19 protein-coding genes are annotated in these 19,511 nt (G+C 59.0%); 8 read left to right on the top strand and 11 right to left on the bottom strand.

The features are described from left to right. Positions 1-2: 2 nt before the first annotated feature. Together fosX and hemF are read right to left on the bottom strand one after the other, a co-directional pair. Positions 3-407, bottom strand: a complete 405-nt coding sequence (gene fosX / locus THS5294_RS05200) for a FosX/FosE/FosI family fosfomycin resistance hydrolase (protein WP_058122898.1) — start codon at positions 405-407, stop codon at positions 3-5. Between the two features lie 131 nt (positions 408-538). After that, entirely contained in the window at positions 539-1,420 is an 882-nt protein-coding gene (gene hemF, locus THS5294_RS05195) for an oxygen-dependent coproporphyrinogen oxidase (protein ID WP_038005671.1), read from the bottom strand. A 253-nt stretch (positions 1,421-1,673) separates the two neighbouring features. Here hemF and THS5294_RS05190 point away from each other — a divergent pair, with 253 nt between their 5' ends. Next, complete coding sequence (locus tag THS5294_RS05190) at positions 1,674-2,972, top strand: D-alanyl-D-alanine carboxypeptidase family protein (RefSeq protein ID WP_058122897.1); 1,299 nt, start codon at positions 1,674-1,676, stop codon at positions 2,970-2,972. 444 nt (positions 2,973-3,416) lie between these two features. Further along, a complete protein-coding gene (locus THS5294_RS05185; RefSeq protein WP_058122896.1) occupies positions 3,417-4,301 on the top strand; it encodes a DMT family transporter in 885 nt (294 codons plus the stop codon). 305 nt (positions 4,302-4,606) lie between these two features. On the opposite strand, the gene THS5294_RS05180 is transcribed toward THS5294_RS05185, so the two are convergent. From THS5294_RS05180 to THS5294_RS05145, 8 genes are all read right to left on the bottom strand, one after another. Then, positions 4,607-5,386 carry a succinate dehydrogenase iron-sulfur subunit gene (locus THS5294_RS05180; protein ID WP_058122895.1) on the bottom strand — a complete coding sequence of 260 codons (780 nt, stop codon included), beginning with the start codon at positions 5,384-5,386 and terminating at the stop codon, positions 4,607-4,609. A gap of 101 nt (positions 5,387-5,487) precedes the next feature. After that, positions 5,488-7,299, bottom strand: coding sequence for a succinate dehydrogenase flavoprotein subunit (gene sdhA / locus THS5294_RS05175; protein WP_038005678.1), 1,812 nt, complete (start codon positions 7,297-7,299; stop codon positions 5,488-5,490). A 17-nt stretch (positions 7,300-7,316) separates the two neighbouring features. Next, complete coding sequence (sdhD, locus tag THS5294_RS05170; RefSeq protein ID WP_058122894.1) at positions 7,317-7,691, bottom strand: succinate dehydrogenase, hydrophobic membrane anchor protein; 375 nt, start codon at positions 7,689-7,691, stop codon at positions 7,317-7,319. Between the two features lie 24 nt (positions 7,692-7,715). Further along, positions 7,716-8,096 (bottom strand): succinate dehydrogenase, cytochrome b556 subunit, encoded by a 381-nt coding sequence (gene sdhC / locus THS5294_RS05165; RefSeq protein ID WP_038005682.1) that lies wholly within the window; start codon positions 8,094-8,096, stop codon positions 7,716-7,718. A 273-nt stretch (positions 8,097-8,369) separates the two neighbouring features. After that, positions 8,370-9,401 carry a MaoC family dehydratase gene (locus THS5294_RS05160; protein ID WP_058122893.1) on the bottom strand — a complete coding sequence of 344 codons (1,032 nt, stop codon included), beginning with the start codon at positions 9,399-9,401 and terminating at the stop codon, positions 8,370-8,372. After that, positions 9,401-9,604, bottom strand: a complete 204-nt coding sequence (locus tag THS5294_RS05155; RefSeq protein ID WP_038005685.1) for a DUF1737 domain-containing protein — start codon at positions 9,602-9,604, stop codon at positions 9,401-9,403. Before THS5294_RS05155 ends, THS5294_RS05160 begins: the two co-directional genes overlap by 1 nt. A 3-nt stretch (positions 9,605-9,607) precedes the next feature. Next, the gene (locus tag THS5294_RS05150; RefSeq protein WP_058122892.1) at positions 9,608-10,153 is read right to left on the bottom strand and encodes an NnrU family protein; all 546 of its coding nucleotides are present in this window, start codon (positions 10,151-10,153) and stop codon (positions 9,608-9,610) included. A 6-nt stretch (positions 10,154-10,159) separates the two neighbouring features. Continuing rightward, positions 10,160-11,023, bottom strand: a complete 864-nt coding sequence (locus THS5294_RS05145) for an HpcH/HpaI aldolase/citrate lyase family protein (protein WP_058122891.1) — start codon at positions 11,021-11,023, stop codon at positions 10,160-10,162. Between the two features lie 315 nt (positions 11,024-11,338). Between THS5294_RS05145 and THS5294_RS05140 the strand changes: the two genes are divergently transcribed. Then, complete coding sequence (locus THS5294_RS05140; protein WP_038005691.1) at positions 11,339-11,641, top strand: hypothetical protein; 303 nt, start codon at positions 11,339-11,341, stop codon at positions 11,639-11,641. Here the strand turns inward: THS5294_RS05140 and THS5294_RS05135 are convergent. Then, entirely contained in the window at positions 11,638-12,393 is a 756-nt protein-coding gene (locus THS5294_RS05135) for a sulfite exporter TauE/SafE family protein (protein ID WP_058122890.1), read from the bottom strand. The genes THS5294_RS05140 and THS5294_RS05135 overlap by 4 nt on opposite strands. A 187-nt stretch (positions 12,394-12,580) precedes the next feature. Between THS5294_RS05135 and mdh the strand changes: the two genes are divergently transcribed. The 5 genes from mdh (at position 12,581) to THS5294_RS05110 (ending at position 19,505) form a co-directional block, all read left to right on the top strand. Then, positions 12,581-13,543, top strand: a complete 963-nt coding sequence (gene mdh / locus THS5294_RS05130; RefSeq protein WP_058122889.1) for a malate dehydrogenase — start codon at positions 12,581-12,583, stop codon at positions 13,541-13,543. A gap of 233 nt (positions 13,544-13,776) precedes the next feature. Continuing rightward, a complete protein-coding gene (sucC, locus tag THS5294_RS05125; RefSeq protein ID WP_038005695.1) occupies positions 13,777-14,970 on the top strand; it encodes an ADP-forming succinate--CoA ligase subunit beta in 1,194 nt (397 codons plus the stop codon). 5 nt (positions 14,971-14,975) lie between these two features. Beyond that, positions 14,976-15,863, top strand: a complete 888-nt coding sequence (sucD, locus tag THS5294_RS05120; protein WP_038005696.1) for a succinate--CoA ligase subunit alpha — start codon at positions 14,976-14,978, stop codon at positions 15,861-15,863. A 29-nt stretch (positions 15,864-15,892) separates the two neighbouring features. Continuing rightward, entirely contained in the window at positions 15,893-16,483 is a 591-nt protein-coding gene (locus tag THS5294_RS05115; protein WP_058122888.1) for a hypothetical protein, read from the top strand. 64 nt (positions 16,484-16,547) lie between these two features. Then, positions 16,548-19,505 (top strand): 2-oxoglutarate dehydrogenase E1 component, encoded by a 2,958-nt coding sequence (locus tag THS5294_RS05110; RefSeq protein ID WP_038005698.1) that lies wholly within the window; start codon positions 16,548-16,550, stop codon positions 19,503-19,505. Positions 19,506-19,511: the final 6 nt, after the last annotated feature.

Genomic DNA, 19,511 nt, shown 5'->3' with positions numbered 1-19,511 from the left:
TTTTAGCGGCTTGAGTAACGCTGCAACCGTTGCTCAAGGGTGCCGCTGTGCAATTCGAACAGGTGGTTGTCGTGGTCGTAAAAGTAAATGGAGTGGCCTTCGCCGTCTACGCGGGGGCGGCCTTCTTTGATTTGTAGGCCGAGGGATTTGATGCGCGCGAGGCGGTCGTCATATTCATCCGGGCCCATTTTGAAGGCGACGTGGTTGTAGGTTTTTTCTTGCAGGGGCGCGCCTTGCATGATGGCGACCCAGAGGCCTCCGACTTTAAAAAATCGTTCTTGTGAGAGGGAGAATGTTTCTGCGCCGCTGTCATAGATCTTTTGCGCGTCGAGGACGGTTGCGAGCACGGTCTCCATTTTATCGAGATCGCGCACGATAAAGGTCAGGTGGCTCAGGCCTTCAATCATTTCTCAACCTTTGGCAGATACTTTGATTGGGAAGGTTAGCGGGCGTTGCGCAGGTACGCTAGGCTTTGGAAATGTGTCGGCACCAACCCGTCCTTTATGGATTGGATTGATGCCGGAATGTTAATGTGTGGTTAGGTCCATTTCGCCTCTGGCGGGAGGGACATGAGGACGGCGTCTGCGTTGTGGCCTGTTTCGAGCCCGAATTTGGTGCCGCGATCATAGACGAGGTTGTATTCGGCGTAGAGGCCACGGTGGATGAGTTGTTTTTCTTTGTCTGCTTCGGTCCAAGTCGCATCGCGGTTTTTCTCGGTCACGCCAGTGAAAGCAGGCAGGAATGCGCGGCCTACGTCTTGGGTGAAAGCGAAGTCCTTGGCCCAATCGCCGGTGCATAGATCGTCGTAGAAAATGCCGCCTACGCCGCGTGCGCGGCCACGGTGGGGCACGTAGAAATACTCGTCCGCCCATTCCTTGAAGCGTGGGTAATAGGTTGTGTCGTGTTTATCGCAATGGTCCTTGAGGACGTTGTGGAAAAAGGCTGTGTCCTCGGCGACTTCAATACAGGGGTTGAGGTCTGATCCACCGCCGAACCACCAAGCATGTGGGGTCCAGAACATGCGGGTGTTCATGTGGACCGCTGGGGTGTGGGGGTTGCGCATGTGGGCAACGAGGCTGATGCCGGACGCCCAAAAGCGGGGATCTTCGGCCATGCCGGGGATGTCTTTGCGTGCGGCCATTGCGGCGACGGCACGGGGGGCAAGGGTGCCGTGAACCGCCGACCAATTTACGCCGACCTTTTCAAAGAGGCGGCCGCCGCGCATCACGCTCATGATGCCGCCGCCGCCATCCTCGGCGCGTGTGGTTTCGGTGACCTCAAACCGACCCGGGGGCAGGTCCGCAAAGGGGCCTGTGGTTTGGCTGTCTTCCAACGCCTCAAAGGCGGCCACGATTTGATCGCGCAGGGAGCGAAACCAGGTGGCGGCTTGGTCTTTGCGGGTGTCAAACATTTCGGTCATTCGAGTGTCTCCTTAGGTTGACACTAATTTATCATTGAAATCGCGGTCATGCCAGCACTGTGGATACGGGTTGTTAGGAAAGGTGCGCTATCACTTTCGAGAGTTGGTGTTCCTTTTGAGGGGTTTAGTTTTTTCGGGAAAGGGCTGGTTTCTCTGGAAATTTTGCGCGGGGTGTGTTTTTCTGGTCTTAATAATTCCGGGAGGGCAAAGCCCCCCAAGACATAACGGCAGATCGGGCAGTGATTTGACGCAGATGATACAAAGGTTGGCTTTTGTGGCCGTCCTGTCGCTTTGCATTGTGCTCGGCGGCGGGAAGATGACGTTCGCGGCGCCCTACGCGGCGATGGTTATGGACGCGCGCACCGGCGAGGTGCTGCATTCGCGCAATGCGGATACGCGGCTGCATCCCGCGTCGTTGACCAAGATGATGACGCTGTATGTTGCGTTTGAGGCGATCCGTTTGGGCGAGATCTCTTTGGACACGAGTGTACGGATTTCGCGGTTTGCGGCGTCTGAGCCGCCCTCAAAGCTGGGGCTGCGGTCGGGGCAGAAGATCAAGTTGCGCTATCTTATCAGGGCGGCAGCGGTGAAATCGGCCAACGATGCGGCAACGGCGATTGGTGAGGCTATTTCGGGGTCTGAGGCTGCGTTCGCTAAGCGGATGACGCGTACTGCGCGGGCGCTGGGCATGACGAACACGACCTTTCGCAACGCTCATGGTTTGACGCAATCGGGGCATTTGTCGACCGCGCGGGACATGACGGTGATGGGACGGCGGCTGTTTTTCGATTATCCGCAGTATTACAACATCTTTTCTCGGAAATCGACGGACACAGGCATGGGCACTGTGCGAAACACGAACCGCCGTTTGTTGAGTAATTATCGTGGTGCGGATGGGATCAAGACGGGTTTTACGAACGCGGCGGGCTTTAATTTGGTCGCGAGTGCGGAGCGGGGCGAAGAGCGGATTATCGCGACTGTGTTTGGTGGGCGTTCGACCGTGACGCGGAATGCGCGTGTGGCCGAATTGTTGGATATGGGGTTTAAGCGCGCGCCGAGCCATGCGGCTGTGCGTAGGCCGCGTTTACCTGTCTACGATGTTAGCCCAACGGCTGGCATGACCGCTGTGGCGAAGTCGAGCCGGCCCGTTGCGCGGCCCGATCGTGGGACGCTCGGCGATAGTGTTTTGATTGCGATGAATAGCAGTAGCCCGAGCGGTGGAGCGGCTGTTCCAGCGCCACGGCCTGTTGATGGGGCGTTGATCGATAGCGCGGATATTCAGCGTGAGGTGGTCACCCGCGCAGCACGGTCCTCTGGTGGGCGGGTGTTTGGTATCCAGTTGGAACCTCAGTCGACGCGCTATGCGGCGGACAAGTTGCTGCTGCGCACGGCTTTGCAAGAGATTGATACCTTGGACACGGCTTTGCGGCAGGTCACGAAACAGCGGCAGGGGTATATGCCCAGCTTTGTGGGGCTCAGTCAGCGCGAGGCGCAGCGTGCGTGTAGCAGGCTTTTGTCTCGGCAGGTGCAGTGTGAGGTTAAGGACGGCTGATTCCGCATCGGCCTTTGTGTTGAAGGCCGTTTTGCTGAGTGATGGCTGTCGTTTCTTAATGCCAGGTGCTGCGCGTTTGTTTTGAGGCCCGGTTCCTTTGGGTGACTGCATTTCGTCTTCTTGATGCTGATTATGGACTGCCTTCTTCGTGGAGAGGCGCCTAAAGATGGGCCCCTGCACTGAAATGGCTGGCCGGTTGGGTGCTGGCCCCCGTTTCCAAAACCATGGTTGGACTAGATTTCGCGCGACAAGGTTGAAGGGTTTCCTGGTGCTGCGTTTTCTATGATGCGCCAGAGGCCTTGAGTTGGCTGGCGTGAATTCCGGCGTTTGGGGAATGGCGGTTATATGCGGGTGCTGTTGGCCTAAGAGCGCGTGTGCGCAGCCGTGATGATCCGCGACCTTGGGGCGTTTGTTTTTGGCAGTCGCCTCGGATAGAGGCGTTTTATGTCCGTTGAACGCACCACCAAATTTGCATCGTTGATAGTGATCGCCACAGGGATTCTGTGGGGGTTTTACTGGTTGCCTGTGCGCCAGATGGAGGCGCTGGGCTTGGCGGGGCCTTGGGGGACAGCGGTGATTGCAGCGGCGTCTGTTGCGGGTTTGACGCCCTTTGCCCTGCGGTACTGGCGCGCTGCGACCGGGCCGCATCGGATGACGCGCTGGGCCTTGGTTATGGGCGGTGGGGCGTTTGCGCTTTATTCGATTGGGTTTATCTATGGGCGCGTCGCGCTTGTGATCCTGTTGTTTTTCCTCACTCCGGTGTGGAGCACCCTGATTGCGCGATACGTGATGGGCTGGCACACGCCGGTTCTGCGATATGTCGCGATTGGGTTTGGATTGTGCGGCCTGAGCCTGATGCTTAGCGCGGGGGGCGGTGCGCCGGTGCCCAAGTCCCTGGGCGAATGGTTTGGGCTGATTTCGGGGGTGTGTTGGTCGGTAACGACGACGGTCCTGCGGGCCAAGCCTGCGCTGCCGCCGGTCTTGGCGGCGTGGTTGTTTTCGCTTGGAGCGCTGGCCACGGCGCTGTGTCTTGCGGTGGTGTTGGAGCCGATGCCGAACGCCGTGACGCTTGCGCAGATCGGGTTGGCGATTGGAACCGGATGGATCTGGTGGGGCGTTTCGATTGCGGGGCTGTTGTGGGCCACGGCACGATTGGACCCCGCGCGTGTTGGGATTTTGTTGATGGCCGAAGTGCTGATCGGGACGGCCGGTGCCGCGCTTTTGGCGGGTGAGGTTTTGACACCGTTAGAGGTGTTTGGCGGCGGTCTGGTTGTGGTGGCCGCTGTGCTAGAGGTTTGGCCACAACGGGCCAATGTGGCGAAAATCTGACGAAAGTAAGGGAATCCGTACTGGCCCGATGGAGAAATATGGTTAATGTTCTTTGTGTGTTCTAGATTAGTGAGTATTGTTTTATCTCGTTAAAAACCGGGCTTGGGGTGGTTTCTCTGGTCTCATTAAGGCTCCCGCCACCGTAGGATTTGGTCCCTGATCCATGGCCATACCCGGTGAAATAAGAAAAGCGCCCCACCAGCATGGGGCGCTTTTTCTTTGAGGACTGCCAAGGACTGCCCAGTGGTTTGATCCAAATGAAAAAGGCACCCGAAGGTGCCTTTTGCGATAGGATTTGGCGCCGCTTAGACGTGACGCTCAACCATCATCTGCTTGATCGACGCGATTGCCTTGGCGGGGTTCAAACCCTTGGGGCAGGTCTTGGAGCAGTTCATAATTGTGTGGCAGCGATACAGCTTGAAGGGGTCTTCGAGAGCATCCAAACGCTCACCCGTGGCCTCATCGCGCGAATCGATGATCCAGCGGTAGGCATGTAGGAGGGCGGCTGGCCCGAGGTATTTGTCGCCGTTCCACCAGTAGCTGGGGCAGGATGTCGAGCACGACGCGCACATCACGCATTCATACAGGCCATCGAGCTTTTTGCGGTCTTCGATGGACTGGCGCCATTCCTTGGCGGGGCGGTTGGTCTTGGTTTCCAGCCACGGCATAATGGAGGCGTGCTGCGCGTAGAAGTGGGTCAGGTCGGGGATCAGATCCTTGACGACTTCCATGTGGGGCAGCGGATAGATTTTGACGTCGCCCTTCACCTCATCCATGCCGTAAATGCAGGCGAGTGTGTTGATGCCGTCGATGTTCATCGCGCAGGAGCCACAGATGCCTTCGCGGCAGGACCGGCGGAAGGTCAGTGTGGGGTCGATCTCATTTTTGATCTTGATGAGGCCGTCCAAAACCATCGGACCGCAGGTATCCATATCGACGAAATAGGTGTCGAGTTGGGGGTTTTTGCCGTCTTCGGGGTTCCAGCGATAGATCTGAAACTTGCGAACGTTGGTGGCGCCTTCGGGCTTGGGCCATGTTTTGCCCACGGTGATCTTGGAGTTCTTAGGCAGGGTAAATTGTGCCATGGGTCGCTCTCCTTAGGTGTCGGGTGTCGTCGGTGCGAGGGGGGCAGTCGACCATGGCGCGGGGGCCACGGTCGATCCCGGTCCGTATGGGGTGCTGAGGCTCAATACACCCGCGCTTTTGGCGCGATTTTCTTGAGGTCAATGCCGCCTTCGTTGTGGCTGCTGAGGGGTTCGAGGTGAACGCCGCGGTAGTCCAGTTTGGCCGCGCCGTTTTTGCCTGTGAACCAGACGAGGCTGTGCTTGCGCCAGTTTTCGTCGTCCCGGTTTGGGTAATCCTCGTGAGCGTGGGCGCCACGGCTTTCTTTGCGGGCCTCGGCGGCTGTGATGGTGGCCACGGCATTGGGCATCAGGTTGGCCAATTCGAGGGTTTCCATCAGGTCCGAGTTCCACACCAGGCTGTTGTCGGTGACGGCGATGTCGTCCATTTTGGAGGCGACGTCGTCCATCTTGTCCTTGCCCTCAGCGAGTGTCTTGTCGGTGCGGAAAACGGCGGCGTCGGCCTGCATGGTTTTCTGCATCTCAAGGCGCAGTTCGGCGGTGCCGACCTGACCGCGGGCGTGACGCAGGCCGTCGAAGCGGGCCAGAGCCATGTCCACGGAGCGTTGGTTCAGCTCGGGGTTGGGGGTTTTGGGATCGACGATTTGACCGGCGCGGATAGCAGCGGCGCGGCCAAAGACCACGAGGTCGATCAGTGAGTTAGAGCCCAGACGGTTGGCGCCGTGGACCGAGGCGCAGCCTGCCTCACCCACAGCCATCAGGCCGGGAGCGACGTTATCGGGCTTGTCCTTGGTGGGTGCGAGCACTTCGCCCCAGTAGTTCGTGGGCACGCCGCCCATGTTGTAGTGCACCGTGGGCAGAACTGGGATGGGCTCTTTGGTCAGGTCCACGCCCGCAAAAATGCGTGCCGATTCCGAGATGCCGGGCAGGCGTTCGGCCAGTGTTTCTGGGGGCAGGTGGTTGAGGTGCAGGTGGATGTGATCGCCTTCGGCGCCCACGCCGCGGCCCTCGCGGATTTCCATCGTCATGCAGCGCGAGACCACATCGCGCGAGGCGAGGTCTTTGTAGGTCGGCGCGTAGCGTTCCATGAACCGCTCGCCTTCGGAGTTGGTCAGGTAGCCGCCTTCGCCGCGTGCGCCTTCGGTGATCAGGCAGCCGGAGCCGTAGATCCCGGTGGGGTGGAATTGCACGAACTCCATGTCCTGTAGCGCGAGGCCCGCGCGGGCAACCATGCCGCCGCCGTCACCTGTGCAGGTGTGTGCAGACGTGGCCGAGAAGTACGCGCGCCCGTAGCCGCCAGTGGCCAGAACGGTCATCTTGGCGTTGAACAGGTGCAAGGTGCCGTCATCGAGTTTCCAGCACAGAACGCCTTGGCACTGCCCGTCTTCGGACATGATCAGGTCGATCGCGAAGTATTCGATGTAGAACTCAGCGTTGTTTTTCAGCGACTGACCATAGAGCGTGTGCAGAATGGCGTGGCCGGTGCGGTCGGCTGCGGCACAGGTCCGCTGCACGGGGGGGCCTTCGCCGTATTCGGTGGTGTGGCCGCCGAAGGGCCGCTGGTAGATTTTGCCTTCTTCGGTGCGCGAGAACGGCACGCCGTAGTGCTCTAGCTCATAGACCGCTTTGGGGGCTTCGCGCGCGAGGTATTCCATCGCGTCGGTGTCGCCCAGCCAGTCGGAGCCTTTGACGGTGTCGTACATGTGCCACTGCCAGCTGTCAGGGCCCATATTGCCCAAGCTGGCCGCGATGCCGCCCTGTGCCGCCACAGTGTGGGAGCGTGTGGGGAACACTTTGGTCACGCAAGCGGTCCGCAGACCTTGCTCAGCCATGCCCAAAGTCGCGCGAAGACCAGCGCCACCAGCGCCGATCACCACGACGTCATATTCATGCGTCTCGTAGTCGTATGCAGCCATTTTCAAACTTCCCTGTTTTAGAGAGCCATGCGCGCAATGGCGAACAGGCCAACGGCGATGAGAATGTAGGAGAACCAGTTCAACCCAATGATCAGCAGCTTACCGCGCGCGCCGTGGACATAGTCCTCAACGGCGACAACGGCTTCGCTGGTCACGTGGGAGATAGTGACGATGAGGCTGAGGGCCACAATAATCGCAGGAACAGGCTGGCTGAAGTAGGCCACGACCTCTGCGTATGTGCCGCCAAAGCCGGCCAAGAATGTCACCAAAAACACAGGCACAACCACGACGAGCGCCAGAGACGTCATCATCATGTGCCAGTGGTGGTGCGTGCCGTGACGGCCGGAGCCCAAGCCATCAGCGCGTTTTCGATCAGTCAAATAACGTTGCATGGGATGTTTCCTTGCTTGTGCGGCTCAGACGAGCGCGACGATCAGGGTGACCAGTGTCGAAAGGCCCAACATGCCGATCGCCAGTTTTTCGGATGTGGGCACGTCAACGCAGTAGCCGAAGTCCCACAGGAGGTGCCGCAGACGGCCCAGCATGTGATACACAAAGGCCCAAACGCCGCCGAGCATGATCAGGCTGCCGAACCAGCTGCGCAGGAACCCGTCCATCGCCGCGAATGCGGTTTCGGAGGATGCGGCGGCCAAGAACCATGCCACGACCAAAGTCGAGAGGCCGAGCAATGCGATGCCGGTGATGCGCACCAAAATCGACGAGATCGAGGTCAATTGGGGGCGATAAACCTGGAGGTGCGGGGAGAGGGGTCGCTCTACCTTTTTGACGTCAGCCATGGGCACGTCCCTTTCTGGTTGTAATTTTGTCGGTCATTGTTGGCGTTTATGCATAAGAGTTTTTCGCCAAGAGTCACGTGGAACAAGCCGATATTCCCATCAAAGGGGCGCGCAAATCGACGCATCGGCCCATATGTGATCACGAATGGTTTTGGTGTGATCACGTATAGGCAGGCTGTTTAGTTGTGCATTTTGGCGACGTTGGGTCGCCCGGTGCGGGCCGCAGGTGTGAGTCGTGTGATTTGTGATCACACCGCGCGGCCCTACGCCTTGTCAAAGTGGCATCAGCGCCCAGTAGTCCAGATCAAGCAGAACGTTGGGATCGTATTTGCCGTCTTCGCCGCGCAGAACGAAGGGCGCGCCACCTTTGGTTGCAACCAGCCGCAGGCGAATCGCACCCACACCGGGGGCTGAGGTTTCGGCGATGTCCAAGACTTCGGACCATGCTTTGACCGTATCACCCGAGAAGCAGGGGTTTGCGTGTGCGCCTGCGTTCAGGCCGACGATCATTTGTGCGTTGGCCAAGCCATTGAAAGACAAAGCACGTGCCATCGAGATTACATGGCCGCCATAGATCAGGCGCTGCCCGTCGGGGCGGAAGGTGGCGTCGAAATGCACCTTGGCCGTGTTTTGCCACAGGCGCGTGGCGATCATGTGCTCGGCCTCTTCGATGGTGACGCCGTCAACGTGGTCGATCTGCTCTCCGATTGTGTAATCGGACAGGCGATGCGGCTCCCCGGCGAGGGTGAAATTGTAGTCCGCGAAGGTCAGCCCCTGTGGGATTACGAGGTCGCTGGCCGCGATGGATTTGGACAGCGTTGGCACCACGGTTTCGGGGGCCGGCGCGTCGATGTCGCGCTTGCGCACCATGACCCAGCGGACATAGTCCATCACGGTTTCGTCCCGTTGGTTCAGCCCGCGTGTGCGGACATAAACCACTCCGGTTTTACCGTTGGAGTTTTGTTTCAGGCCAATAACTTCCGAGGTCGAGCGCAGCGTGTCGCCTGCGTAGACCGGCAGGTGCCAGCGCCCTTCGGCGTAGCCTAGGTTGGCGACGGCGTTCAGGGACACGTCCGGCACAGTTTTGCCGAAAATCACGTGGAATGCGGCAAGGTCATCAATCGGGCTGCCGGGCAGGCCGCTGGCCTGTGCGAACGCGTCTGAGGAATAGAGCGCGTGGCGGGCTGGATAGAGCGCGTGATAGAGCGCGCGCTCGCCCCCGGACACCGTGCGTGGGACCGCGTGTTCGATGGTTTGGCCGAGCTGATAATCCTCAAAGAAGCGACCGGGATTGGTTTTGGCCATTATTGTTCTCCGAGTTTGATGTCGGGCGTGTAGGTGCCTTCGACGTCTTTTGTGACGGCTTGGCCGCAGCGCATGATGCCTTTGACGGGGTCAAAGGTTTGCGTGGGAGAGCCGTAGAGCGTCCAGCCTTTGTTCAGGGCGTCGGTGACTTTGTGGCAGAAGGCGGATGTGTCGTCCTCGGACAAAAAGCGATAGAGTTGCATGAGTTAGCCTCCTACGGGCGAGACACCCGCCCAAACGTGAATTGCCATGACGATGGCCATCAGCACGAGGCCGATGATCAGCGCCTTGATGTCGCCTTTGACGGAGACGGCCTTGGGCCGCTCCCACTCAGTGGCGCGGTTGATAAGGATGACGCTGACGACGGCCCATGCGAGCAGGCCCCCAAACAGCAGGATCGACGCAACATCGCCGTTCACCAGCAGGTGCGCGACGGCCCATGTTTTGAAGGCGGTCAGTTGGGGGTGGCGGATTTTGGCCGCCAGCGTGCCCTTGGCCGCGCCCACGCCGTAAAGGTAAAACGCCAGCAACATCAGCAGGTTGTTGATGTGTGTCATAAAGCTGGGCGGTTGCCAGACGGGGACAAAGTCGGCCGCTTTGTAGCCCAGAACCATCAACACGATGCTGCCGATGATCAGGACGGCGGCGATGCCTTTGCCTGCGGTGCCCATTTGACCGCGCAGGCCCGGAGCCACGCGTTTGAACAGGTGCGCGGCCCACCAAAGGGCGATGCCCGCGATCAAAAGTGCCATTGAGATTTACTCCGCTGCGGTTGCGATGGCGTTGGCCATGGCGAGGGTTTTGCGCGCGGTTTCCACGTGCAGATTCTCAACGATCTTACCGTCTACGACAGCGATGCCTAGGCCTTCGGCTTCGGCGGCCTCAAACGCGTCGATTTGGCGGCGGGCAAGGTCGATTTCTGCCTCAGACGGGGAAAAGGCGGTGTTGCAGACGTCGACCTGCGCGGGGTGGATCAGCGTTTTGCCGTCCATGCCCATGTCGCGACCTTGGGCGCATTCGGCAGCAAGGCCTTCGGCGTCTTTGAACGCATTATAGACACCATCGACGCACACAATGCCCGCCGCGCGCGCCGCGAGCAGGCACATTTGCAGCGAGGTGAGCAGGGGTTCACGGTCCGCACGGAAGCGGGTGTTGAGATCCTTGGCGAGATCGTTTGTGCCGAGGATAAAGCCGCCCATCCGAGGGGCTTGCGCGATTTCGAGGGCGTTGAGGATGCCGAGGGGGCTTTCCATCATGGCCCAGATTGTGGTGTCGGCGCAGGCGGGGTGGGCGTCCAGCAGGGCGCTGAGGGCATTGATGTCCGCCGCGGAGTTCACTTTGGGCAGGAGGACCGCCTGTGGCCCGGTGGGCGCGATAACGGCGACATCGGCGTGGCCCCAATCGGTGTCGAGCGCGTTGATCCGCACGATCTGGGCGCGATCGCCGTAGCCGCCAGCGGTAAGCGCGGCGGCGAGGGTGTGGCGTGCGTTTTCTTTTTCATCAACGGCCACGGCATCCTCAAGATCGAAGATGATGGCGTCCACTGGAAGGGTCTTTGCCTTTTCCAATGCGCGCTCTTTTGAGCCGGGAATATAGAGAACGGAGCGGTAGGGGTGGGTCATGGTCAAATCCTTCTGCGCTGCGGCATGGTTTTGCACGGCTGGTAATATGACGCAAGTCGGAACGTGTATTTGGGACGTTTTGTTGCGTGAGGGTTGGCTTGGCGCCGGAAAAACACACGCTAGGCGAGAAAATGCGCGAGCTTAACTTTTTTCTAAGCAGTTTAGCTCAGGTTGGCTGCATCAGAAGGGTCGGCCTCGCTTGTTGGGGAAACGGCCACCAACACAGGGGAGAGTTTGGCGTAGGCCGGATTTGTCCCAGCGATCCCGGCGTTTGTCAGCTCTCCTTCACACACGAAGGTTAGGTAAGGTTAGACCATGAAGACATCTATTTTTACAGCAGCTTTGATCGGGGTGACCGTGTGGTCCTCTTTGCCGGCGGCTGCCGAAGTTTGTGGAAAGCGTGACACGGTTTTGAGCCGTTTGTCGGAAAAGTTTGGTGAAACGCGTCGCAGTCTTGGACTGGGGGCGAATAACGGTGTGGTTGAGGTGTTTGCCTCGGATGATACCGGGTCTTGGACGATTACGGTGACGATGCCAGATGGGCGGATGTGTCTTGTGGCGTCTGGCCAGTCCTATGAGGACACGATTGACCCGCTTCAGGCATCTGACGACGCCTAGGCAAGTGCGTCATAGATCAGTTTGCTGCCCGTGCAGGTTAGCAAAACGTAAGTTACTGCAAAGAACAGACGCTCTGGGATGAGGCGGTGCGCCTTGACCCCGAGCCAAGTGCCCAGCAATGCAAAAGGTGCAAGATACACCCCTGCAAGCAGGGTTTCTGCCGTAAAGACACCGAGAAATGCGTAGGGCACGGCCTTGAGGATGTTAATGATCCAAAAGGTGATGACTGTTGTTGCTTGAAACGTGGTCTTGCTGAGGTTTTGTGAGAGCAGAAAGATTGCAGCGGGTGGGCCACCCGCGTGGCTGACAAAACTGGTGAAGCCCGCGATCACGCCGAATGCGGCGCCAAGTGCGGGGCGAAAAGGTTGGGGTGCGATGCGGATGAAGCCGCGGGCGCGGGCCAATTGAAACGCGACAAAGCCGATGGAAATTGCCCCGATCAAGAGGCGCAGTATGTTCGGATCAGCGATTTGATAGAGCCAAATCGCTAGGGCCACGCCCGGAATTGCACCGATACATAAGGCTGCGGCGGAGGGTGCGTGCCATTTTGCCCAATAGGGTTTGAGCGATGATATATCCACCAACATGAGCAACGGTAGCACCACGCCCAAGGCTACCGCTGGGTCCAGCACAAGGGCGAGAATCGGTGTCGCAGCAAAGGCAGCGCCGGAGCCAAAACCGCTCTTGGATATTGCGGCAAAGATGATCGCAGGGATCGCGAGGGCGAAAAATGTGAGGTCGAAGGTGATCATGCTGGCCGAATTAGATGGTTAACAAATTGTGCTGGAGACAGCGGGCTATAGCACGTGTTTAGGCGCTATTTACCGCGCATCCCATCGGTTAAGCGAGGCTTTCTGCCGCGCTGGCACAGTCTTGCGCCGCGTTAGTTGAGTGGTTAGGCGTGCTCGGGTCATTAATATCCCACCGGAGAGACCTTCCATGGCCAGAGCTAAAATTGCCCTTATCGGCGCAGGCAACATCGGGGGCACGCTTGCCCACCTCGCTGCTATCAAGGAATTGGGCGACGTTGTCCTGTTCGACATTGCGGATGGTCTGCCCCAGGGCAAGGCGCTGGATATCGCCGAATCCGGTCCCTCCGAAGGCTTTGATGCCGACATGAAGGGCACCTCGGATTACGCGGATATCGCAGGCGCCGATGTGTGCATCGTGACCGCTGGTGTTGCGCGCAAACCCGGCATGAGCCGTGATGACCTTCTGGGTATCAACCTCAAGGTCATGAAATCCGTTGGTGAAGGCATTGCTGCCCACGCGCCCGACGCCTTCGTGATCTGCATCACCAACCCGCTGGATGCGATGGTTTGGGCGCTGCGCGAATTCAGCGGTCTGCCCCACCACAAGGTCTGCGGCATGGCTGGCGTTCTTGACAGTGCACGTTTCCGTCACTTCCTTGCTGAGGAATTCAATGTGTCCATGCGCGACGTGACGGCCTTTGTTTTGGGCGGCCATGGCGACACAATGGTGCCATCGGTGCGCTATTCGACCGTTGGCGGCATCCCGCTGCCCGATCTGGTGGAAATGGGTTGGACTACGCAAGAGAAACTGGACGCCATGGTGCAGCGCACCCGTGACGGCGGTGCCGAAATCGTTGGCCTGCTGAAAACCGGTTCTGCGTTCTATGCGCCCGCGACCTCGGCGATTGAAATGGCTGAAGCCTATTTGAACGATCAAAAACGCGTTCTGCCCTGTGCTGCGTATTGTGACGGTGATCTGGGCGTAAAGGGCATGTACGTTGGTGTGCCCACAGTGATCGGCGCCGGTGGCGTTGAGCGGATCGTGAACATCAAGCTCAACAAAGAAGAGCAAGAGATGTTCGACGTGTCCGTGAACGCGGTTAAGGGCCTGGTCGACGCATGTAAGGCCATCGACGACAGCCTCGTCTAAGCGACTCACCTACGAGTTGAGCATTGGGTGTTCCTTCGGGAGCACCCTTTTTTGTTGCGCTTTGCGAAATTGCATACTGCTGTATGCCGAATTTGTGATCACACTTTTTTGCGGTGTGATCACAAATGTGGGTTTTTTAGGGGAAATACCACTGCTGCGGCGTTATGGCGTTTTGCAGGGTTAATTGGCTGTGTCAGACCAAGCGTCAACAACAAGCAATATGGGACAGTTTCATGAACATCCATGAATACCAGGCGAAGGCCCTTCTTCGCTCCTACGGCGCTCCGGTCTCGGACGGACGCGTGGTTTTGAAGGCAGAAGACGCCAAAACCGCTGCGGGCGAAATGGACGGACCCCTGTGGGTTGTAAAAGCACAAATCCACGCTGGTGGCCGCGGCAAAGGTTCCTTCAAGGAAGCTGACGCAGGCGAAAAGGGCGGTGTGCGCCTTGCCAAATCGGTGGAAGAAGCTGCGGACGAAGCGAAGAAAATGCTCGGCCGGACGCTAGTCACGCACCAAACCGGCCCCGCTGGTAAGGTTGTGAACCGTATCTACATCGAGGACGGTTCCGGGATTGAGACCGAACTTTACCTTGCTCTGCTGGTGGATCGTCAGACATCGCGCGTCAGCTTTGTGTGTTCGACCGAAGGCGGTATGGACATCGAAGAAGTGGCGGAAAGCACGCCTGAAAAAATCCTCAGCTTCTCTGTTGATCCGGCCACGGGTTACCAAGGCTTCCACGGTCGCCGCATCGCGTTTGCGCTTGGGCTGACCGGCGCGCAGGTAAAACAATGCGTGAAGTTGATGGGCCAGTTGTACCAGTGCTTTGTCGAAAAAGACATGGAGATGCTGGAGATCAACCCGCTGATCGTGACCGACAAGGGCGACCTGAAGTGTCTGGACGCGAAGATGGGTTTTGACGGCAACGCGGTCTACCGCCACGCTGACATCGCCGCTCTGCGCGACGAAACCGAAGAGGACCCCAAGGAATTGGCGGCCTCCAAGTTTGACCTGAACTACATCGCTCTGGACGGTGAAATCGGGTGCATGGTGAACGGTGCGGGTCTTGCGATGGCCACGATGGACATCATCAAGCTGTACGGCGCTGAGCCTGCAAACTTCCTTGACGTGGGCGGCGGTGCCACCACTGAGAAAGTGACCGAAGCGTTCAAGATCATCACATCGGACCCCAACGTGAAGGGCATCCTTGTGAACATCTTTGGCGGCATCATGCGCTGTGACGTGATCGCTGAGGGCGTTGTGACGGCTGTCAAAGAGGTCGGTCTTCAAGTGCCCCTCGTTGTGCGCCTTGAGGGCACAAACGTGGAGCAAGGCAAGGAGATCATCAATACCTCCGGCCTGAACGTGATCGCTGCAGACAACCTGAAAGACGGTGCGCAGAAAATCGTCAAAGCGGTGAAGGGATAAGACCGATGGCAGTTCTCGTAAACGAAAATACCAAAGTCATTTGTCAGGGTTTCACTGGCTCGCAGGGGACATTCCACTCTGAGCAGGCGATTGCCTATGGCACGAAAATGGTGGGCGGCGTGACGCCGGGCAAGGGCGGTCAGACGCACCTTGACCTGCCTGTGTTCAACTCGGTCCATGAGGCCAAGCACGTCACCGAAGCCAACGCGACCGTGATCTACGTGCCGCCCCCCTTTGCGGCTGACAGTATACTTGAGGCGATTGACGCTGAGATGGAACTGATTGTCTGCATCACCGAGGGCATCCCGGTTCTGGACATGATGCGCGTGCAGCGCGCCCTTGAGGGCACTTCCTCGCGTCTGATCGGGCCAAACTGCCCCGGCGTGATCACGCCTGACGCTTGCAAAATCGGCATCATGCCCGGTCACATTCACCGCCGCGGGTCGGTTGGTGTTGTGTCCCGTTCGGGCACGCTGACCTATGAAGCGGTCAAGCAGACATCCGATCTGGGCCTTGGCCAGTCTTCGGCTGTTGGCATCGGCGGCGACCCCATCAAAGGCACCGAGCACATCGACGTGCTGGACATGTTCCTTGACGATGATGAGACGCATTCGATCATCATGATCGGTGAAATCGGGGGCTCCGCTGAAGAAGAAGCCGCTGAATTCCTTGCCGAGCAGCGCAAAAAGGGCCGTTGGAAGCCAACAGCTGGTTTCATTGCTGGCCGCACGGCGCCTCCGGGCCGCCGCATGGGTCACGCTGGCGCGATTGTTGCAGGCGGCAAAGGCGACGCCGAAAGCAAGATCGAAGCGATGAAGTCTGCTGGCATCGTTGTGGCCGAAAGCCCTGCAACGCTGGGTGAAGCCGTTCAGGAAGCGATTGCCGCTGGTTAATCGCCGCCTGGAGAACGGGGAGGAACAACATGGGACTGGAAGGGCTGATACGCGCGACTGTGTTGTGTGTTGTGCTTTCCTCTCCTGCCGTGGCGCAGGGGCTGGAACCCTGTGCCGAACCGTTCGAAGAGGCTGAAAAATTCTACGGCGCGCTGGAAGCTCAGGGCTGGAGCGCGCCGCAGACCGATATGGTTGAGCGCCTGATGTGGATCAACGCCGTCGCCTATTTGGGCGGCGACATGGGCGGCGCGACCCTGCGCGAGGTGCTAGACGCACAGCGCATGGCCGCGGCCAACTACGGACGGCTTAAGGCGCTGCCCACATCCCAGACGCGGGTGTTGGTCAATGGCGCGGCCGTGATGTTGGCCAGCTGGCAACGCCCCGCAGATACGATCACCTCTGTGCAATGCCGTGTGGCGATGGATGACCCGTCCGCCCGCGCACCACAGACAGGATTTGGCACCCACACCGACGTCCGTGTGGACGCCGATAATCCGGGCCTGTCCGTATACCGCTTTCACTACAACCAAGCCGCCATTCGCGCGGAATTGCCCGATGCGACGCCGCCCGAAGTCGTGGTGAACATCCGGCATGAGTTTTTCGTGGAGGGGGCGCAATGAGCAGTCAGCCCTCCCTCCCTCCTGAGTTTACAGCTTACGGTCCCAACCCAAATGAGGTGTCCCAATGACCGAACACTCCTCCAACGACCAGTTCCACGCCTCTAGCTTTATGCAGGGCCACAACGCGGAATATCTGGAACAGATGTACGCGCGTTACGCCAACGACCCGGCAGCAGTGGACGAATCGTGGCAAGCGTTTTTCCGGGCGATGGGGGACGACGAGGTCTCTGTTAAGCGCGAAGCAGAGGGGCCAAGCTGGGCGCGCGCCGACTGGCCGCCGCAGCCCACCGACGATTGGACCGCCGCATTGACCGGTGAATGGGCCCCGGCCCCTGAGGTCAAAGGTGCTGGTGACAAGATCAAGGCCAAGGCCGCCGCGACCGGTGTTGAGGTCTCGGACGAGCAGATCAAACGTGCTGTGCTTGACTCGATCCGCGCGCTGATGATCATCCGTGCCTATCGTATTCGGGGTCACCTTGTGGCTGACCTTGACCCTCTGGGGATGCGGGACCAGACCCCCCACCCAGAGCTGGATCCCAAGTCCTATGGCTTTACCGAAGCCGACATGGACCGCCCGATTTTCATCGACCAAGTGCTGGGGCTGCAAGTCGCCACCATGCGAGAGATCATGGCGATCGTGAAGCGGACCTATTGCGGGACTTTTGCGCTGCAATACATGCACATCTCGAACCCCGAAGAGGCCGGCTGGCTGAAGGAGCGGATCGAGGGTTTGGGCAAAGAGATCGCGTTCACCCGCGAAGGCCGGAAGGCGATCCTCAACAAAATGGTTGAGGCCGAGGGTTTCGAGAAATTCCTCCATGTGAAGTACATGGGCACCAAGCGGTTTGGTCTGGATGGTGGCGAAAGCCTGATCCCTGCGATGGAGCAGATCATCAAGCGCGGCGGTAACCTTGGGCTGAAGGAAATCGTCATCGGGATGCCGCACCGGGGCCGTTTGTCAGTGCTCGCCAATGTGATGGCCAAACCCTACCGCGCGATTTTCAACGAATTTCAGGGCGGATCGTTCAAGCCAGAGGACGTGGATGGTTCGGGCGATGTGAAATACCACCTCGGCGCGTCGAGCGACCGGGAATTTGACGGCCACCCTGTTCACCTGTCGCTGACGGCGAACCCCTCGCACCTAGAGGCGGTGAACCCCGTCGTTTTGGGCAAAGTCCGCGCCAAGCAGGATCAGTTGGGCGACACGGAACGCACGGCCGTGATGCCGATCCTGTTGCACGGTGACGCGGCGTTTGCTGGTCAGGGTGTTGTGGCCGAGTGTTTTGCTCTGTCGGGTCTGCGCGGGCACAAAACCGGCGGCACGATGCATATCGTTGTGAACAACCAGATCGGCTTTACAACGGCGCCGCACTTCTCGCGCTCTAGCCCGTATCCCACGGATAACGCGCTGGTGGTTGAGGCCCCAATTTTCCACGTGAATGGCGACGACCCCGAGGCCGTGGTGCACGCCGCCAAGGTCGCCACTGAGTTCCGTCAAAAGTTCGGCAAGGACGTCGTGATCGACATTTTCTGCTACCGCCGGTTTGGTCACAACGAGGGCGATGAGCCCATGTTCACCAACCCGCTGATGTACAAGCGGATCAAGAAGCACAAAACGACCCTGACGCTGTATACCGAACGTCTGGTTAAGGATGGCTTGATCCCCGAGGGTGAGATCGAGGACATGAAGGCCGCGTTCCAAGCGCACCTCAACGAAGAGTTCGAGATCGGCAAAGACTATAAGCCCAACAAGGCCGATTGGCTGGACGGGCGTTGGTCGCATCTGGATCGCAATAAAGAGGACTATGTCCGCGGCGACACAGCGATCAAGCCTGAGACGTTGGCCGAGGTTGGCAACGCTTTGGCCCGCGCGCCTGAGGGTTATCCGCTGCACAAAACGGTTCAGCGGCTGCTGGAAGGCAAGGCCAAGATGGTCGAAACCGGTGAGGGTTTTGATTGGGCCACTGCCGAGGCATTGGCGTTTGGCTCGCTCCTGACGGAGGGCTACAAGGTCCGCCTGTCGGGGCAGGACAGTACGCGTGGCACGTTCTCGCAGCGGCATTCGGGTCTGGTGAACCAAGAAACTGAAGAGCGGTTTTACCCCCTCAACAACATCCGTGAGGGTCAGGCGCAGTACGAAGTGATCGACAGTGCGCTGTCGGAATACGCGGTGTTGGGCTTTGAATATGGCTACTCGTTGGCCGAGCCGAACGCGCTGACCATGTGGGAAGCCCAGTTCGGTGATTTCGCCAACGGCGCGCAAATTATGTTCGATCAGTTCGTGTCCTCGGGTGAATCGAAGTGGCTGCGGATGTCGGGTCTGGTGTGCTTGTTGCCACACGGGTTTGAGGGGCAGGGCCCCGAGCACTCGTCCGCGCGGCTTGAACGGTTCCTGACCATGTGTGGGCAGGACAACTGGATTGTTGCGAACTGTACGACCCCGTCGAACTATTTCCACATTCTGCGCCGTCAGCTGCACCGTGATTTCCGCAAGCCGCTGGTTTTGATGACGCCTAAGTCGCTGCTACGCCACAAGCTATGCGTGTCCGACGCGGAGGACTTTACCACTGGGTCCAGCTTCCACCGGGTGTTGTGGGATGACGCGCAGAAGGGTCACTCCGATACCAAGCTGAAGCCAGACGCCAAGATCAAGCGCGTCGTGATCTGCTCGGGCAAAGTGTACTACGACCTGCTGGAGGCGCGTGACGCGGCCGGTTTGGATGACGTGTATCTCCTGCGCGTTGAGCAGTATTACCCCTTCCCTGCGATGGCCCTCATGAAAGAGCTGGAGCGGTTCAAGGGCGCCGATATGGTCTGGTGCCAAGAAGAGCCCAAGAATCAAGGCGCTTGGAGCTTTATTGAGCCAAACATCGAATGGGTCCTGAGCCGCATCAAGGCCAAGCAAACACGTCCGACCTATGTGGGCCGGACATCCTCGGCCTCGCCCGCGACGGGTCTTGCCAGCCAACACAAAGCACAACAAACAGCGCTCGTGAACGAAGCGCTTGATATCAAAGGATAATAGAAG

It is taken from the genome of Thalassobacter stenotrophicus (genome assembly GCF_001458315.1).
Lineage (GTDB): Bacteria > Pseudomonadota > Alphaproteobacteria > Rhodobacterales > Rhodobacteraceae > Thalassobacter > Thalassobacter stenotrophicus.
The sequence above is the reverse complement of the archived record's forward strand: the minus strand, read 5'-3'. Positions and strand labels throughout refer to the sequence as shown.

Coding starts and splice junctions, on each gene's coding strand:
- THS5294_RS05140 (WP_038005691.1), top strand. CDS start 11,339: ATGAAGACATCTATTTTTACAGCAGCTTTGATCGGGGTGACCGTGTGG.
- sdhD (WP_058122894.1), bottom strand. CDS start 7,691: ATGCAACGTTATTTGACTGATCGAAAACGCGCTGATGGCTTGGGCTCC.
- mdh (WP_058122889.1), top strand. CDS start 12,581: ATGGCCAGAGCTAAAATTGCCCTTATCGGCGCAGGCAACATCGGGGGC.
- THS5294_RS05155 (WP_038005685.1), bottom strand. CDS start 9,604: ATGCAACTCTATCGCTTTTTGTCCGAGGACGACACATCCGCCTTCTGC.
- sucD (WP_038005696.1), top strand. CDS start 14,976: ATGGCAGTTCTCGTAAACGAAAATACCAAAGTCATTTGTCAGGGTTTC.
- THS5294_RS05150 (WP_058122892.1), bottom strand. CDS start 10,153: ATGGCACTTTTGATCGCGGGCATCGCCCTTTGGTGGGCCGCGCACCTG.
- THS5294_RS05110 (WP_038005698.1), top strand. CDS start 16,548: ATGACCGAACACTCCTCCAACGACCAGTTCCACGCCTCTAGCTTTATG.
- THS5294_RS05135 (WP_058122890.1), bottom strand. CDS start 12,393: ATGATCACCTTCGACCTCACATTTTTCGCCCTCGCGATCCCTGCGATC.
- THS5294_RS05180 (WP_058122895.1), bottom strand. CDS start 5,386: ATGGCACAATTTACCCTGCCTAAGAACTCCAAGATCACCGTGGGCAAA.
- hemF (WP_038005671.1), bottom strand. CDS start 1,420: ATGACCGAAATGTTTGACACCCGCAAAGACCAAGCCGCCACCTGGTTT.
- THS5294_RS05160 (WP_058122893.1), bottom strand. CDS start 9,401: ATGGCCAAAACCAATCCCGGTCGCTTCTTTGAGGATTATCAGCTCGGC.
- sucC (WP_038005695.1), top strand. CDS start 13,777: ATGAACATCCATGAATACCAGGCGAAGGCCCTTCTTCGCTCCTACGGC.
- THS5294_RS05190 (WP_058122897.1), top strand. CDS start 1,674: ATGATACAAAGGTTGGCTTTTGTGGCCGTCCTGTCGCTTTGCATTGTG.
- THS5294_RS05115 (WP_058122888.1), top strand. CDS start 15,893: ATGGGACTGGAAGGGCTGATACGCGCGACTGTGTTGTGTGTTGTGCTT.
- fosX (WP_058122898.1), bottom strand. CDS start 407: ATGATTGAAGGCCTGAGCCACCTGACCTTTATCGTGCGCGATCTCGAT.
- sdhC (WP_038005682.1), bottom strand. CDS start 8,096: ATGGCTGACGTCAAAAAGGTAGAGCGACCCCTCTCCCCGCACCTCCAG.
- THS5294_RS05185 (WP_058122896.1), top strand. CDS start 3,417: ATGTCCGTTGAACGCACCACCAAATTTGCATCGTTGATAGTGATCGCC.
- THS5294_RS05145 (WP_058122891.1), bottom strand. CDS start 11,023: ATGACCCACCCCTACCGCTCCGTTCTCTATATTCCCGGCTCAAAAGAG.
- sdhA (WP_038005678.1), bottom strand. CDS start 7,299: ATGGCTGCATACGACTACGAGACGCATGAATATGACGTCGTGGTGATC.